At 75.7% G+C, this 15206-nt stretch carries 8 protein-coding genes; 2 read left to right on the top strand and 6 right to left on the bottom strand.

The genetic code is table 11. The features are described 5' to 3' along the window. Positions 1-62 precede the first annotated feature (62 nt). On the top strand, positions 63-1037 hold the full coding sequence (locus D5H75_RS14630; RefSeq protein WP_119926964.1) for a TIGR03557 family F420-dependent LLM class oxidoreductase: 975 nt from the start codon (positions 63-65) through the stop codon (positions 1035-1037). Positions 1038-1150: 113 nt separating this feature from the next. Beyond that, entirely contained in the window at positions 1151-2023 is an 873-nt protein-coding gene (locus tag D5H75_RS14625; protein WP_119926963.1) for an NAD(P)-dependent oxidoreductase, read from the top strand. 108 nt (positions 2024-2131) lie between these two features. Here D5H75_RS14625 and D5H75_RS14620 read toward each other — a convergent pair whose 3' ends face one another. The 6 genes from D5H75_RS14620 to D5H75_RS41540 all read right to left on the bottom strand — a co-directional run bounded on the left by D5H75_RS14620 (position 2132) and on the right by D5H75_RS41540 (position 14843). Then, a complete protein-coding gene (locus D5H75_RS14620; RefSeq protein WP_119926962.1) occupies positions 2132-2995 on the bottom strand; it encodes a hypothetical protein in 864 nt (287 codons plus the stop codon). A gap of 202 nt (positions 2996-3197) precedes the next feature. Beyond that, complete coding sequence (locus D5H75_RS14615) at positions 3198-4313, bottom strand: acyl-CoA dehydrogenase family protein (RefSeq protein ID WP_119926961.1); 1116 nt, start codon at positions 4311-4313, stop codon at positions 3198-3200. Continuing rightward, the gene (locus D5H75_RS14610) at positions 4310-5500 is read right to left on the bottom strand and encodes an acyl-CoA dehydrogenase family protein (RefSeq protein WP_119926960.1); all 1191 of its coding nucleotides are present in this window, start codon (positions 5498-5500) and stop codon (positions 4310-4312) included. The genes D5H75_RS14615 and D5H75_RS14610 overlap by 4 nt, the downstream gene beginning before the upstream one ends. A gap of 39 nt (positions 5501-5539) precedes the next feature. Then, entirely contained in the window at positions 5540-7342 is a 1803-nt protein-coding gene (locus D5H75_RS14605) for a carboxyl transferase domain-containing protein (RefSeq protein WP_119926959.1), read from the bottom strand. A gap of 214 nt (positions 7343-7556) precedes the next feature. Beyond that, positions 7557-10418, bottom strand: a complete 2862-nt coding sequence (locus tag D5H75_RS14600) for an ATP-binding protein (RefSeq protein WP_242454239.1) — start codon at positions 10416-10418, stop codon at positions 7557-7559. A gap of 207 nt (positions 10419-10625) precedes the next feature. Next, positions 10626-14843, bottom strand: coding sequence for a S8 family peptidase (locus tag D5H75_RS41540; protein ID WP_202638144.1), 4218 nt, complete (start codon positions 14841-14843; stop codon positions 10626-10628). Positions 14844-15206 lie beyond the last annotated feature (363 nt).

Genomic DNA, 15206 nt, shown 5'->3' with positions numbered 1-15206 from the left:
GCGTTCGGTCTGGAGGCGGCTCGCGGGGGTTTCGGCGGGGGCCGGGGGGTTAGCGGGGAGGCATGACCAAGTTCGGATGCAGTTTGTTGTGCGAGCAGACGCCGACCAAGCAGCTCGTCGGGGACGCCGTGGGGATCGAGGAGGCCGGGTTCGACTTCGCGGTGATCTCCGACCACTACTTCCCGTGGACCGAGACGCTGGGGCACTCGGCGTACGCGTGGTCGGTGCTCGGCGGGATCGCGCAGGCCACCGAGCGGATCGGCCTCATGACGTTCGTGACCTGCCCGACGTTCCGGTACCACCCGGCCGTGGTCGCGCAGAAGGCGGCGACCGTGGGGCTGATGTCGGACGGGCGGTTCACGCTGGGCGTCGGGGCGGGCGAGCGGCTCAACGAGCACATCGTCGGGCAGGGCTGGCCCTCGGTGGACGTCCGGCACGAGATGCTCGCCGAGGCCCTGGAGATCATCCGGGAGCTCTTCGCCGGGAACTACTTCAACTACCAGGGCCAGTACTTCACCGTGGACTCCGCCCGCCTCTACGAGATGCCCGAGCAGGGGGTCCCGATCGGCGTCGCCGCGTCCGGGCCGCGCGCCTGTGACCTGGCCATCAAGTACGGCGACGGCCTGGTCTCCGACCAGCCGGTGGGCGAGGTCGTGGCCAGGTTCAAGGCGAACGGCGGCGCGTCCAAGCCGGTGTACGGGCAGATCCCGGTGTCGTACGGCCCGGACGCCGAGGAGTGCAAGCAGTTCGCGTACAAGATGTGGAACTGGGGCACCGCGGGCTGGAAGGTCATGTCCGAGCTGCCGGGCCCGGTGAACTTCGAGGCCAGCGCCAAGACCGTGCGGCCGGACGACGTCGCCCAGATGGTGCCGCACGGGCCGGACCTCGGCACCTACCTGGACACGGTCCAGCAGTGGGTGGACATGGGCTTCACGCACATGTCGTTCTGCCAGATCGGGCCGGACCGCCAGCGGGCCTTCCACGACTGGGCGAAGCGGGAGTTCCTGCCCGCGCTGCGGGATCGCTTCGGCTCCTGACGGCCCGCGGGCCCGGGCTCCGGGACCCGCAGCGGATCCGCAGCGATCCGCGAGCGGGCCCGGCGACAGTGGTGACGTCCCCGACCACCACTGACTGACTTCTGGAGCCCACCATGACGGACAACCGCACTCCCGTGACCGTCCTCGGCCTCGGCCCGATGGGCCAGGCGCTCGCCGGCGCGTTCCTGCGGGCCGGCCACCCCACCACCGTGTGGAACCGTACGGCGAGCCGCGCCGACGAGCTCGTCGCCCAGGGCGCGGTCCTGGCGGCCACCCCGGCCGAGGCGGTCGCGGCGAGCCCGCTGACGGTCCTCTGCGTCCTCGACTACGACGCCGCCGAGGCGATCGTCCGGCCGGCCGCCGCCGAGCTCAAGGGCCGCACCCTGGTGAACCTCACCGCGGACGTGCCCGAGCGGTCGCGCGCGATGGCCTCCTGGGCCGCGGACAACGGCGTCGGCTACCTCGACGGCGCGATCATGACGCCCACGATCACCATCGGCGGCCCCGGCGCGGTCTTCCTCTACAGCGGCCCCAAGGAGGTGTACGACCGGGTCGCCGGGGCCCTGGAGAGCCTGGGCGGCACGGGCACGCACCTGGGCGAGGACCCGGGCCGGGCGGCGGCGTACGACCTGGCCCTCCTGGACGTCTTCTGGACGTCGATGGGCGGGCTGATCCACGCGTTCGCGCTGGCCCGCGCCGAGGGCGTCACCGCGCGCGACCTGGCCCCGTTCGCGCAGGGCATCGCCGCCCTGGTGGGCGACCTGATCCCGCAGGAGGCCAGGGACGTGGACGAGCGCGACTACCCGGGCGAGACCTCCGGCATCTCCTCCAACGTCGCGACCATGGACCACATCATCCACGCGGCGGAGCACCACGGCATCGACTCCGGCGCCATGCGCGCCCTCCGCGCCGTCGCCCAGCGCGCGATCGACGCCGGCCACGCCACCGACGGCTTCTCGCGCACGGTCGAGACCCTGGTCTCCTGACCGGGACGGCGGGAGCCCGCCCGGGCCGGGGCGGGCTCCGGGGGCCGGGGCGGGCTCCCGGGCCGGGGCGTGTTCCGGGCCGGGGCGCGTTCGGGGGCCGGGCCCGGTCTACGCCGGCTCGGACGCGGCCGGGACCGCTCCCGCGCCCCGGCGGGCCCGGGCGCGCACGGCGGCGCCGTGTTCCCAGACCAGCGGGTTGAGGTCGGCGGGGAGCGGCGGGGCGGAGTGCCGGGCGAGGATCTCGCGGCGGGCGACGGCCGCGGCGTCCGCCCGCCGCCGGTAGTCGGTGAAGACCTGCACCTCGCCCTCGTGCCCGTGGTTCCAGCCGTCGAGGTAGACGTGGTTCGAGCCGTCGTACATCCGCTCGGAGAGCTCCCACACCCACGTCGCCCAGGTCCGCAACTGGGCCGCGGAGCCGCGCAGGACCAGCGTGCCGCCCGCCCGCTCGACGGCGGTGAGGCGTTCGTCGGCGGGGCGCTCCCAGCGCGTCGTCCACCAGCGCGGCCGGGACTGCTCCTCGCGGCGGCGGTCGAGGGCGGCGTCCAGGCCCCAGGTCCGCCAGCGCACGGTCCCCTCCGAGGGCGGGGGCGCGAACGCCTTCGCCCGGAGCACCCGGGCCGCCCTCGGGGTCAGGATCGTGAGCCCGGCCGGGACGAGCACGATCGGGTCCGACGGCTCGGCGTCGAAGGGGTTCGGCTCCAGGTGCGGAGCGCCGATCACGACGACCGTGCCGGGGACCCGCTGGAACGACAGCCCCCACAGCAGCCGGCCGAGGAGCCGCGCGCCGCGCGGGCAGGTCAGGACGTGCCAGGTCCCGTGGTACCGGTTCGTGGAGAAGCGCGCCGCGTGGCCGGGGCGCAACGTCACCACCGTGAGGTCGCGGCCGTCCGCGCGCACCGCCCGCCGGTGCAGCTTCAGGTCGTCCCCCTCGTCGCGCCTGGCCGAGGGCCGTACTCGCTTACGCGAGGGCATCGCCCACGCCCGTCACACCCTCCCTCGCGGGCCGCCGGGCACCGCCCGATCCGCCTCACCCACTCTGTCCGTTTTACCTGATTTGTCGTACTGCTTCGCCGTCATAGGCGCCCATTGAAGCGCGACCCCCCGGTCGCGCTCCAACAGGTTTTCCCGTCGTACGGCCGGGGCCGCCACCCTGGCCGTACGGCGGGCGGGGCGGTCAGGAGGCGGGGAGGTCCACCAGGTCGCCCAGGCGGGCGCGGTGGTGGTACGGCGTGCCGAGGGCGAGCTGGTCGGCCTTGGCGCGCTTGAGGTAGAGGTGGGCCGGGTGCTCCCACGTCATGCCGATGCCGCCGTGGAGCTGGACGCACTCCTCGGCCGCGTGGACGGCGACGTCGGAGCAGTACGCCTGGGCGACCGCCGCGGCGATCTCCGCGTCCTCGTCGCCCCGGGCGATCGTGTCGGCGGCGTACCGGGCGGCGGCGGTGGCCTGGCCGACCTCCAGCCACAGGTCCGCGAGCCGGTGCTTGATCGCCTGGTACGACCCGATCTGGCGGCCGAACTGGCGGCGCTCCTTGACGTACGCGAGGGTCGTCTCCAGGCACCAGCGCGCCAGGCCGACCTGCTCGGAGGCGAGCAGCGCGGCCCCGGCGAGCAGCGCCCGCGCCACGGCGTCCTCCCCCGGGCCGACGCGGGCGGAGGGCGTGCCCGCGAACTCGACGTCGGCCAGCGGCCGGGTCATGTCCAGGGCCAGGACCGGCGTGACCGTGAGCCCCGGCGCGTCCCGCGCGACCGTGCGCAGTTCCAGCCCGTCGTCCCCGGCCACCGGCACCACCAGCACGTCCGCCTCGGCCGCCCCGGCGACGCTGGTCACGCGGCCGGTCAGGCCGCCGTCCCCGTGGCGTACGGCCGCCGCGTGCCGGGCCGGGCCGGAGGTCGGCGGCCCAGAGGTCGGCGGCCCGGAGGTCAGCGGCACGGCGAGCGCGGCGGTGCGCTCGCCCGAGGCGAGGGCGGGCAGCAGCGCGGTGTCGCCCGCCTCCAGCAGGGCGGTGGTGGCGAGCACGGCGCTGGACAGGAACGGGACGGGCGCGACGGCGCGGCCGATCTCCTCCAGGACCACCGCGGCCTCCCGCGCGCTCGCGCCGGCCCCGCCGAGGGACTCGGGGACGATCAGCCCGGCGACGCCGAGGTCCCCGGCCAGGGACTTCCACAGGCCGGAGAAGTCGGCCGCACCGTCGTAGGCGGCGGCGACGGCCCCGGGCGGGCAGCGGTCGGCGAACAGCCGGCGGACGCTGTCGCGGAGGAACTCCTCGGTCTCGGAGTACAGCAGGGTCATCGGGGCAGGTCCTTCCACGGAATGCTCTTGTCCACGCGGTGCTCGGGGGGCAGGCCCAGCACCCGCTCGGCGATGACGTTGCGCAGGATCTCCGAGGTGCCGCCCTCGATGGAGTTGCCCTTGGCGCGCAGGTAGCGGTAGCCGGGGCCGCGCCCGGTCATGTCCACGTAGTCGGGCTGGCGCATGGTCCAGTCGTCGTACCGCAGGCCGTCCTCGCCGCGCAGCTCGATCTCGAAGCCGGAGATCCGCTGCGCGAGCCGGGCGAACGCCAGCTTCATCGCCGAGCCCTCCGGCCCCGGCTGCCCGGCCGCGAGCTGCTGGCGCAGCCGTACCCGCGTCAGGCGGTTGGCCTCGACCTCCACCCACAGCCGCATCAGCTCGTCGTGCATCGCGGGCTCGCGCAGTTCGGGGTGGTCGCGCCAGGCCCGCGCCACCTTGGCGATCATGCCGGTCTCGCGCGCCGACGGGGCCCCGCCGATCGCGACGCGCTCGTTGTTGAGGGTGGCGGTGGCGACGCGCCAGCCCTGCCCCTCCTCGCCGAGGCGGTAGAAGTCGGGCAGGCGCACGTCGGTGAGGAAGACCTCGTTGAACTCCGCCTCCCCGGTGATCTGCCGCAGCGGGCGCACCTCGACGCCGGGCGCGGTCATGTCGCAGACGAAGTACGTCAGGCCCGCGTGCTTGGGCACGTCCGGGTCGGTCCGCGCGACGAGGATCGCGAGCCGGGCCTTCTCCGCGCCGGACGTCCACACCTTCTGCCCGTTGACGATCCAGGAGTCGCCGTCCCGCACCGCGCGGGTCGCCACGGCCGCCAGGTCCGACCCCGCGCCGGGCTCGCTGAAGAGCTGGCACCACAGCTCCTCGCCGGTCCACAGCGGGCGCAGGAACCGCCGCTTCTGCTCCTCGGTCCCGAACGCGGCGATCGTCGGCGCGGCCATCCCCAGCCCGATCGGGTTCCTTCCCGGATCCGGGTACGGCGCGCCCGCCTCGGCCAGCTCGGCCTCCACCTGCCGCTGCCACACCTGGGGCAGCCCCAGCCCGCCGTGCCCTTCGGGGAAGTGCACCCAGGCGAGCCCGGCGTCGAACCGCGCCCCGAGGAACGCGCGCTCGTCCGCCACGTCGTGCTCGGCGAGCAGCGCCCGCACCCGGGCGCTCAGGCCGGCGGCTATGTCCTGTTCGTCGCTACTCACACGATTCCCTTTCCACCACTTCGACAGTGTTCGCGGGTCTCATCGGGACTCCGGCGCGAACAGCCGGGAGATCCAGCGCCGCGAGTCCGCCGGATCGATGACGTCGTCGATCTCGAAGGCGCTCGCGGCGTTCAGCGCCCTGCCCTGCTCGTACGCCGCGGCGAGCAGCCCGTCGTACAGCTCCCGCCGCCGCGCCGGATCCGGCTCGGCGTCCAGCTCCCGCCGGAAGCCCAGCTTGACGGCGCCCTCCAGCCCCATGCCGCCGAACTCGCCGGTGGGCCAGGAGACGGTGAAGTCGGGCGCGCGGAACGAGCCCGTCGCCATCGCCATGGCGCCCAGGCCGTACGCCTTGCGGAGCACGATCACCCCGGTGCGCGAGGGGAGCGCGGCGCCCGCGGCGAACAGCTCGGCGAACCGCCGTACGGACGCCTGCTCCTCGGCCGCGGGGCCGACCATGAAGCCGGGGGTGTCGCACAGCGAGACCAGGGGCAGCCCGAAGTCGCCGACGATCCGCAGGAACTCGCGGGCCTTCTGGGCGGCCTCGGCGTCGATCGCCCCGCCGAGGTGCAGGGCGTTGTTGGCGATCACGCCGCAGGGGCGGCCCTCGACGCGGGCCAGCGCGGTGACCACGCCGGGGCCGTACCGGGGGCGGAGTTCGAGCACCGAGCCGACATCGAAGATCGCGTCGATGGCGTCGTGGACGTCGTAGGCGCGCAGCCGGTTCTCGGGGACCACGTCCCGGGCCCGCGCGGCGTCGGGCGCGCGCCAGCCGTCCCGCGGCCCCTGGAAGTACGACAGGTAGCGGCGGGCCAGCGCGACGGCCTCGGCCTCGTCGGCGGCGAGCACGTCGATGACGCCGTTGCGGGTCTGCACGTCGGCCGGGCCGATCTCCTCGGGCCGGACCACCCCCAGGCCGCCGCCCTCGATCATGGCCGGGCCGCCCATGCCGAGGTTGGCGTCGGGGGTCGCGATGATCACGTCGCAGGTGCCGGCGAGGGCGGCGTTCCCGGCGAAGCAGCGGCCGGAGACCACGGCGACCAGCGGCACCGTGCCGCGCAGCGCGGCGAGCTCGCGGAAGGTGGGCACGCTGAGCCCGGCGGTGACCGGGTGGTCGGTGTCCCCGGGCCGCCCCCCGCCTCCCTCGGGGAAGATCACCAGGGGTACGCGGCGGCGCGCGGCCAGGGCGATCAGGCGGTCGGTCTTGGCGTGGTTGACGTACCCCTGCGTCCCGGCGAGCACGGTGTAGTCGTAGGACATGACCACGGTCTCGTGCCCGTTCACCGTGGCCAGGCCGCCGACCAGCCCGTCCGCCGGGGTCTGGGCGATCAGCTCCGCCAGCGGGCGCCGCCGGCGCTGCGCCGCGATCGCCAGTGGGGCGTACTCCGCCAGGCTCCCCTCGTCCACCAGGTCGGCCAGGTTCTCGCGCGCGCTCCGCCGCCCCCGGGCGCGCAGCTTCGCCATCGCCTCCGGCCGCGCCGCGTCGGTCGTCACCCGGTGCCGTTCGAGCACCTCGGCGAGGTCGGCCCGGACACCGCGCGCCCCCGGCGCCTCCGCCGCGGCGGCCTCCGGCCGTACGTGGCCATCGGCGTCGGCGGGGGCCGTCACCAGCAGCAGGTCGCCCGCCGCCACGGTGTCACCGGCCTTCCGCGCCGCCCGGATCACCACGACCGGGCCCGCGGCGGTGACCGCGTGCTCCATCTTCATGGACTCCAGCACGGCGAGCTCGCCCCCCGCCGCCACCCGGGCGCCGGGCTCGGCGATCTCCACCACCGTCCCGGCCAGCTCCGCCCGCACCTCGCCCTCCCCGGCCCGCGCGGGACGCCGGCCGTGCGCGGCCGTCATCCGGGAAAAGCCGGAACGAGACGGAAGAAGCGGAACGCGGGGGACGGCATACGGGCCTCCGGGTGACGCCGGTGCGTTGCGGCGATGCTAGCAACAACTTGAATCCGAATCCATGTTCAGCTCCCTCGGATGGCGGGCCATGACCGGGTGGCCCGGACGAATCGGGGACGTGCGCGAGGGCGATCCCGGCCGTCTCGGGCGCAGCCCGGCGGTCTCAGTCCGGCAGGCGGCGGGCGAGGGCGGTGCGTGAGCGCAGGCCCAGCTTGCGGAGGGCGGCGCTGAGGTGCTTGTCCACGGTCTTGGTCGAAAGGAACAGGGCGCGGGCGATCTCCTTGTTGGTGAGACCGCCGGCGGCGAGCCCGGCGACCTCGGACTCCCGAGGGGAGAGGGCCGATCCGTAGCCCCGGGGACCGGACCTGTGGCGCGCGGGGGGCGCGACCCCTTGGGCGCGGGCCAGCCGGGAGGCGCGGTCCAGGTCCCAGCGGGCCCCCAGCCCGGCGTACGCCGCCAGGGCCCGCTGGAGGTGGGCCGCGGCGGCGGGGCCGGCCAGGCGGGACAGGCAGTCGGCGGCGGCCTCCCTCGCCTGGGCGGCCTCGTACGGGCTGAGCAGGGCGTCGTACGCGTCGGCGGCGGCCAGGAGATGGTCGGCCGCGGCGTGGCGCCTCCCCGCGGCCAGGGCGATCAGGCCCCGGGCGTGGGCCAGGGCGGCGGGGCCGAGCGGAGCGTCCAGGCCGCGCAGGCGTTCCTCCACCCGAGCCGCCAGCGCCGCCGCCGCGCCGGCGCCGCCGCCGGCGATCAGGGCCGCGGCGAGGGCGGGGAGCGCGCGCACCGCCGCGGGCCACAGGCGCTTGGCCTCCCACGCGGCGCGGGCCCGGTCCGCCTTCTCCAGGACCGCGCCGGCGTCTCCCTGGGCCGCCGCGAGGCGGGCGAGGGCGCCGAGCGGCAGGGGCAGCAGGTCGATGGCCCCCATGTCCAGGCAGGCGTCCACCGCCTCGTCGAGCGCGCGCCGGGCGGCGTCCGGCTCGCCCCGGTGGAGGGCCAGGCAGGCGGCGACGGCCTCGGGGAGCAGGCGGTGGCGCGGGGAGTCGGCGAACCGGCCGATGAGGAAGGCGGTCTCCTCGGGCAGCCCGTCCCATCGCCCGCGCGCGTAGGAGAGCACCGCGAGGCAGGCGCGGCACGTCATCTCGGGCACGCGCCCGAGGTCGTGCTCTGTCACCGCCCGCAGCGCGGAGGTCAGGAGGCGTTCGGACCGCGCGTGGTGGCCGGGGTAGCAGGCGTTCACCCCGGCCGAGCGGAAGGCGTTGACCTCCTGCGACACGGTGGGTTCCCCGGTCAGCTCCAGCATCCGCCCGGACAGCTCCGCCCAGCGCGGGTCTCCCATGGTGGTCAGCACCATGGCGGCCTTGCCGTACACCAGGGTCCGCAGCGCGCGGTCGCCGACCTCGGGCAGCGTCCGCAGCGCCCGGTCCAGCCACGCCACGTGCTCCGCCGGCGGCACGCCGGGCGCCAGCGGCATGCTCAGGCCCAGCATCGCGCGTACGGCCAGCTCGGGCCGGGAGCCGAGGTGCTCCACCGCCTCGGCGTAGGCGCGCCACTGGCGGTGCGGGTCCCGGCCCGCCGTCTCCAGGTTGAGGGCGAGCAGGAAGAGCAGTTCCCCGCGCAGCGGCCGGGGCAGGTCGTGCTCCAGCGCCGCGTCGAGCAGCGCCGCCGCGTCCACCTTCCCCGGGGTGTCCACGCAGGCCCACCCCAGCTTCGCCGAGAGCCGGGCGCGGCGGGCGGGGTCGAGGCGGGCGTCGCGGAGCACGTCCGCCAGCAGCCTGATCACCTCCGAGTCGTCGCCCAGCGCGGCGGCCCGGTCGGCGGCCCGCTCGGCCGCGTCCACCCACGCGCCCGTCAGGCCGGCGTGGCGCAGGTGGTGGGCCACCTGGCCGAGCGGCACCGGGTCGAGCCCCTCCAAAGCCGAGGCCGCGCGCCGGTGCAGTTCCTGGCGGCGGGGCAGCGGGACGTCGTCGTAGACGGCCTGCACCGCCAGCAGGTGCCGGTAGCCGACCCGGCCCGCGCGCTCGATCAGCAGCCCCCGCTCCAGCGCCTCGTCCAGCCCCCGCAGGGCGTCCTCCCCGCCGGCGCGGCACACGGCGGTCAGCACGGGGATCGTCGCCATGACCTGGAGCACGGACGCGGCCTCCGCGACCTCCCGGGCCGCGGGCGATAGCCGGCTCACCCGTTCCAGGACCGAGTCGCGCACCCCGCTGGGCACGTCGAGCTCGTCGATGGCCTTGCGCGACCAGCCGCCGCCCCGCCGTACCAGGGTGCCCCGCGCCCGCAGCAGGGCCAGCAGTTCCTGGATGGCGAAGGGCAGCCCCGACGTGCGCTCGCACAGGTAGGCCGCGAAGTCCTCGGACACCCGCTCGGCGTCCAGGACCGAGGCCGCGAGCTCACGGGTCGCGGCGGTGCCGAACGGCCGCAGGACCAGGTGCTCGCGCGCGGTCCCGCCGGGCAGCCGGGCCGTGAGCGCGCGTACGGCGGGGCCGACCTCCTCGCCGCGGAACGTCAGGACCACGCCGAGCCCCGGCGGCGGGTCGGACAGCAGGTAGCCGAGGAACTCGACGCTCTGCTCGTCGGCCCAGTGCATGTCCTCCAGGACCAGGACGGCGGGGCCGAGCGAGCCGATCAGGCAGGCCAGGCCGCGGAACACGCGGTGCCGCTCGGCGATCTTGTCGTCGAGCCGGTCGGGGGCGGGCGGCAGCAGGTCGGCGAGCTCGGGCATCAGCGGCCTGAGCGCCCCGGCGACCGGGGACAACGGCACGGCCCGCAGATGCCCGCCGGCGGCGCGCAGCGCGTCCAGCAGCGGGCCGAGCGGGAACGGCTCGCGGATGCGGGCGCACCCGCCGGTGAGGACGCGGCGCCCGGCCAGTTCGGGCCTTCGGGTCAGCTCGGTCACCAGCCGGGTCTTGCCGATCCCGGCCTCGCCCTCGACCACGGTCACCGAGGGAGGGGAGGTCGCCGCGGCCACCAGGCGGTCGAGCTCCTCGTCCCGGCCGACCAGCACCGGAGAGGTCATGCGTTCCGTGGCCACGCCCCCCGATCCCGCGCCGTCACCGCGTCAGGAAGACCATTTAAGCCACTGACGCACCGATTGTCACGGGAATCCGGGTTCTCCTGATCACGCCGGGACCCGGGCGCGGCTTGGCGGCGGGTCCTCCCGGAACCCGCCGCCTCTCCGCTCCCTTCTCGCCCCCGCCGCCCGGGCATCGCCTTCACGCGCCCGGCGGCCGGGCCGGCGTCAGCGGGCGCGCACCTCGAACGCCCTGAACGTCCGCTGCTCGATCCGGTTCCCCGCGGCGTCCCAGGCCTCGGCCTTGAGGCTGACCACGCCGCCCGGGCGGCCCTGGAGCTCGTGGACGGCCGTGGCCCGGAACAGGCCGTCCCGGTCCCGCTCGACCCGGACCGGCGTCCACCGCTCGCCGCCGTCGGTGCTCGCCCACAGCCTCAGCCCGGCGATGCGCGGCATCCGCTCCGTCGAGGCCGCGTGGTGGACGTTGACGGTGAACGTGTGCGGGCGCCCGGCCCGCACCGCGCCGCCGCCCTTGCTCAGGGTGTCCCCGAGGTCGTAGGCGACGTACACCAGCGGCTCCGGTCCGCACGCGCCGCTGCCGATGGCGGGGCAGATCATGCCCGGCGCGGAGGTGTCCGCGGCCGGCCGCTCGGAGGCGAACGTCCAGGTCACCTCGTTCGCGTCGTCCTTGGCGCGCAGTTGGTAGATGGCCCGCTCGGGCGGGAGCCGCCAGGCCGGGGCCGCGTACGGGTTCGACAGCGGGATCTCCACCCCGTCGCGGGTCAGCCGGTACTCGTAGTAGTCCCCGATCAGCCGGTTCACGTAGTCGTGCTGCATGACGCCGTCGCTCTGCCGGACCGTCGAGAAGAACGGCATCAGCGAGTCGCCCCTGCGGCACAGGTCGCACGCCAGGTTGAGCCCCGGCGTCGCGGGCCACGGCCGGTCCGGGTCCATGATCCGGGTCACCTTGTCCGGCGGCACGTACCCGCCCGGCGTGAGCGGGCCCGACCACACGCGCTCGGTGGTGTGCGTGGGCCTGTCGTAGACGTTCATCGAGGTGGTCATCTCGCCCAGGTGCCGGTCGCCGAGGCCCACCGGCTTGCTGGTGTTCGTCTGCAGCCGGTCCCTGGACACCATCACGTAGTCGCGGCGCGTGCTGTGCCCGGTGGCCGCCGCGCCTTCCTCGACGGGCTCGCCGTGCGGGATCTCCTCGTCCTGTTTCCAGGAGTACCGGAAGTCCACGAACCGCAGCGCGGGATCGGACGTCACGTGCTCCACGTCGACGCGGGCGAACTGGGAGCGCCGGTAGGAGTGGCGCAGCGACGCGGGGACGCGGCCCTCCTCGTACTCCTTGATGAAGTAGGCGTACGGGGTGTCGGGGGTGCCGGTGACCCGGACCTTCAGCGTTCCCCCCGCGGCCTGGGCGCGCAGGGCCAGGCCCTCCTTCGTGGAGACCGACACGACCGGGACGCCGATCTCCCGGAGCGGGCCGGTGAACGGCGGCTGGCCGTACCCCAGCGGCAGGACGCAGCGCTGCTCCGGCTTCCCGGGGGCCGGGGCGAAGCCCACGATCCCCGCGGCGCCCGCGTCGCGCAGCGCCCGCACCCGGTCGATCCACAGGAAACACTCGGGCAGGTTCGACCCCTCGGTCCGGCCGGTCTCGACCAGCGCCAGCCGGCCCTTGAGGTCGCGCCCGGCCAGGTCCGCGGGCAGCGCGCGGCCGACGTCCACCACCGGCAGGTCCCGCACGCCCCGGAACGGCGTCCAGCCCGGGTGCCCGCCCTGCTCCTCGACCAGCCGGCCGTCGGCGTCCACGTAGGTGTAGTGCCACCCGGTGGTGGGCAGCAGGTCCCACCGCTTCTCGCCGAGGACGGTCATGGCGGTCTCGGCCCGGCCGAGGACGGCCTGGTGGATGTACCGGAACCGGCCCTTGGTCACCCGCTCGGTCCGGGTGACCCACTTCACGTCCCACGCGCTCCAGGCCAGGTGCGTGGACGCCAGGCGAGTGCCTCCCGCGGTGGTCCGCTGGTAGCCGTCGTAGGGGGTGTTGTTCAGCGGCTGCCCGGGCTCGGGCGTGGTGTAGCGCGGGCGGTCCGCCTCGCGCAGGTCCAGCGTGATCTCGGTGTCCCCCGTGACCTCGATCTCGGGGTCGATCAGCCGGCCCCAGTTGTGCTTGTCGTCCTCGTCCACCCAGTCGGCGATCTGGGAGACGCTGTAGGTCCCGGCGGGCACGCGCACGGCGACGACGCCCGTGTCGACGCGGAAGCCCGGGCCGACGAAGCCCTTCTCGCCGCTCACGTCGATGGTCTCCATGGTGATCGGGTCGATGGGAGCGCCGTCCCTGCCGATGCTCCGCACCGTCAGCGTGAACTTGCGGCCCTCGTTGTTCAGCCCGACCGGGGTGACGAGCCGCGCCCCGCCCGCCTCGGCGACGACCGAGCCGGAGTACCACGTCCTGGCCAGCCCCTCGGGGTTCAGCGTGACCCGCGCGGTGGCCGTGCCGCGCGCGGGCACCGTCAGCGTCCGGTCGGCCGACAGCGCCCCCTCCGCGGGCTCCGATCCGGTACGGCGCAGCGCGGGCGTGAGCGTGAGCGTCACGGGCCGGTCGCCCAGGTTGGCGTAGGTCAGCTCGCGCGTGCGCGACCCCTCGTCCCCCGTGCCGAAGTCCACGACGGGCGTGGTGGCGAACACCGTGCGCGTGGTGACCGCGACGGTGTCCACGCGGCCCGCGCCCTGGTCCTGGAGGGAGTGCCCGGCGTCCTTGGCCGTGCTCATCAGGGCCGCCTTGTACTGCGGGGCCTTCCAGTCCGGGTACTTCTGGGCCAGGATCGCCGCGACGCCCGCCACGTGCGGGGTGGCCATCGAGGTGCCCGAGGCCGAGGTGAGGTGGTCGTCCACCGGCGTGCCCATGGAGGTGCCCGCGGCCCGGGCCGCCACGATGCCGACGCCCGGCGCGGCGATGTCCGGTTTGAGGCCGCTGTCCAGGCGGGGACCGCGGCTGGAGAAGCCGGCCATCTCGTCGGCCTTGGTGGTGGCGGCGACCGTCAGGGCCGCGTCCGCCGTCCCCGGGGAGTTGATCCGGTGCCGGTCCGGGCCGTCGTTGCCCGCGGCGATCACGAACAGGGCGCCCGTGCTCGCGCTCAGCGTGTTCACCGCCTGGCTCATCGGGTCGCCGCCGTCGGTGGGCGACGCGCCGATGCTCATGCTCACGACCTTGGCGCCGGAGGACGCGGCCCACTGCATGCCCGCGATGACCTCGGATTCACTGCCCGAGCCGTTGTCGGCGAGCACCTTGCCCACGAGCAGCGTGGCGCCGGGCGCGACGCCCTTGTGCCCGCCTCCGGAGGAACCCCCGGTGCCGGCGATCGTCGCGGCGACGTGCGTGCCGTGCCCGTGCCCGTCACGCACCTCCTCACCCGCGACGAACGACCGCGCCTCGGCGACCTTGCCGGCCAGGTCGGGGTGCTTCAGGTCGGCGCCGGTGTCCAGCACCGCGACCTTGACGCCCTTTCCGTCCAGGCCCGCCGACCACGCCTGCGGCGCGCCGATCAGCGGCACGCTCTCGGCCAGGTTCGCGCGCACCTTCCGGTCCAGCCAGAGCCGCGAGACGCCCTGGCCGAGGGCGCGCGCCGCCGGCCCCGGCGCGACCTCGGCGGGGCGCACCGCCGCCCAGAACGCCCCGGCCCCGGCCTTGTCCACGCCCAGCCCGGCGCCGCGGATGCTCGGCAGGTCCGCCGTGGCCGTGCTCGCCGGCAGCTTCTCGGCGGTGGCGCGCGCCGCGCGCTGCCCCTCGGGGTACTGCACCAGCACCGGGATCCGCCTGGCGCGTTTGTCGGAGTAGCCGTTCGCGGCCAGGTACCGGACGTTGAACAGCTCCCGGTCCACCAGGCCCGAGTCCACCGCGGGCAGCGCGTCCGCCGGGTACACGTACAGGCCGCGGGGATCCGCGCGGCTGACGAAGGTGGGGCGGGTGCCGTCCGGCCGGCGACCGGGGCGGATGTCGACGGCGTGCCGTCCGCCCAGGTCGGTCAGCGTCACCTTGTCACCGGTGATCAGGGTGATCTCGTGGCGGCCCGAGGGCGCGCCGTCCAGCAGCGTACGGCCCTGGGCCCGGGGCTCGCCGGGATCGGGCGCCGCTTTCCGGCCCTGGCCGGGGGCGGACGGCGCGGGCGGGGCAGGCGGCGTGCCCGGCGGGGACGGCGCTGCCGAGGGCGGGGCCGGCGGCGTACCGGATGGGGTCAGCGTGCCGGATAGGGCCGGCGTGCTCGGCGGGGTCGGGGTGCTCGGCGAGGTCGGGGTGCCGGGTGGCGGGGCGGCCGGCGCGGACGGGGTCGGCGCCGCGGACGCCGTGGCCGCGGGGTCCGCGAAGGCGGCGCCGGGCATCATCGCCGCGAGCGCGAGCGCGGCGGCCGCGGCGTGCGATGGCAGACGCTTCGGGCGTGGCATGGAACTCCTCGGGGAGAGGCGGGGGTGGTTCGCTGGCGCGGGACACGCGGCGCTGACGCCGGGAGGGCCCGCGCGAAGGGGCGGCCGCGTCAGGCGTCGACCCAGCCGTCATCGCCCTCGGCCGGGCCGTCCGCGCTCATGGGCGAGCCGGGACCGCTCTCGCCGCAAGCGGGGCTGGTATCGGGACCGGGACCGGAGCGGGGGCCGCTCGCGGCGTCCGCCTCTGGACGCGCGCCGGGGTCTGGGGTGGCTTCGGACATGCCACCAGGCTCGGGCGTGCGGCCATGCCGTACCTATGGGTAAGAATCCCCATTTCGAACACCCATCCCCCACCCGGCCACCCTCTGGACACGACGGCCGGGC

It is taken from the genome of Bailinhaonella thermotolerans (assembly GCF_003594875.1).
GTDB lineage: Bacteria > Actinomycetota > Actinomycetes > Streptosporangiales > Streptosporangiaceae > Bailinhaonella > Bailinhaonella thermotolerans.
Note: the sequence above shows the minus strand (reverse complement) of the source record. Positions and strands in the feature narration are given on the sequence as shown.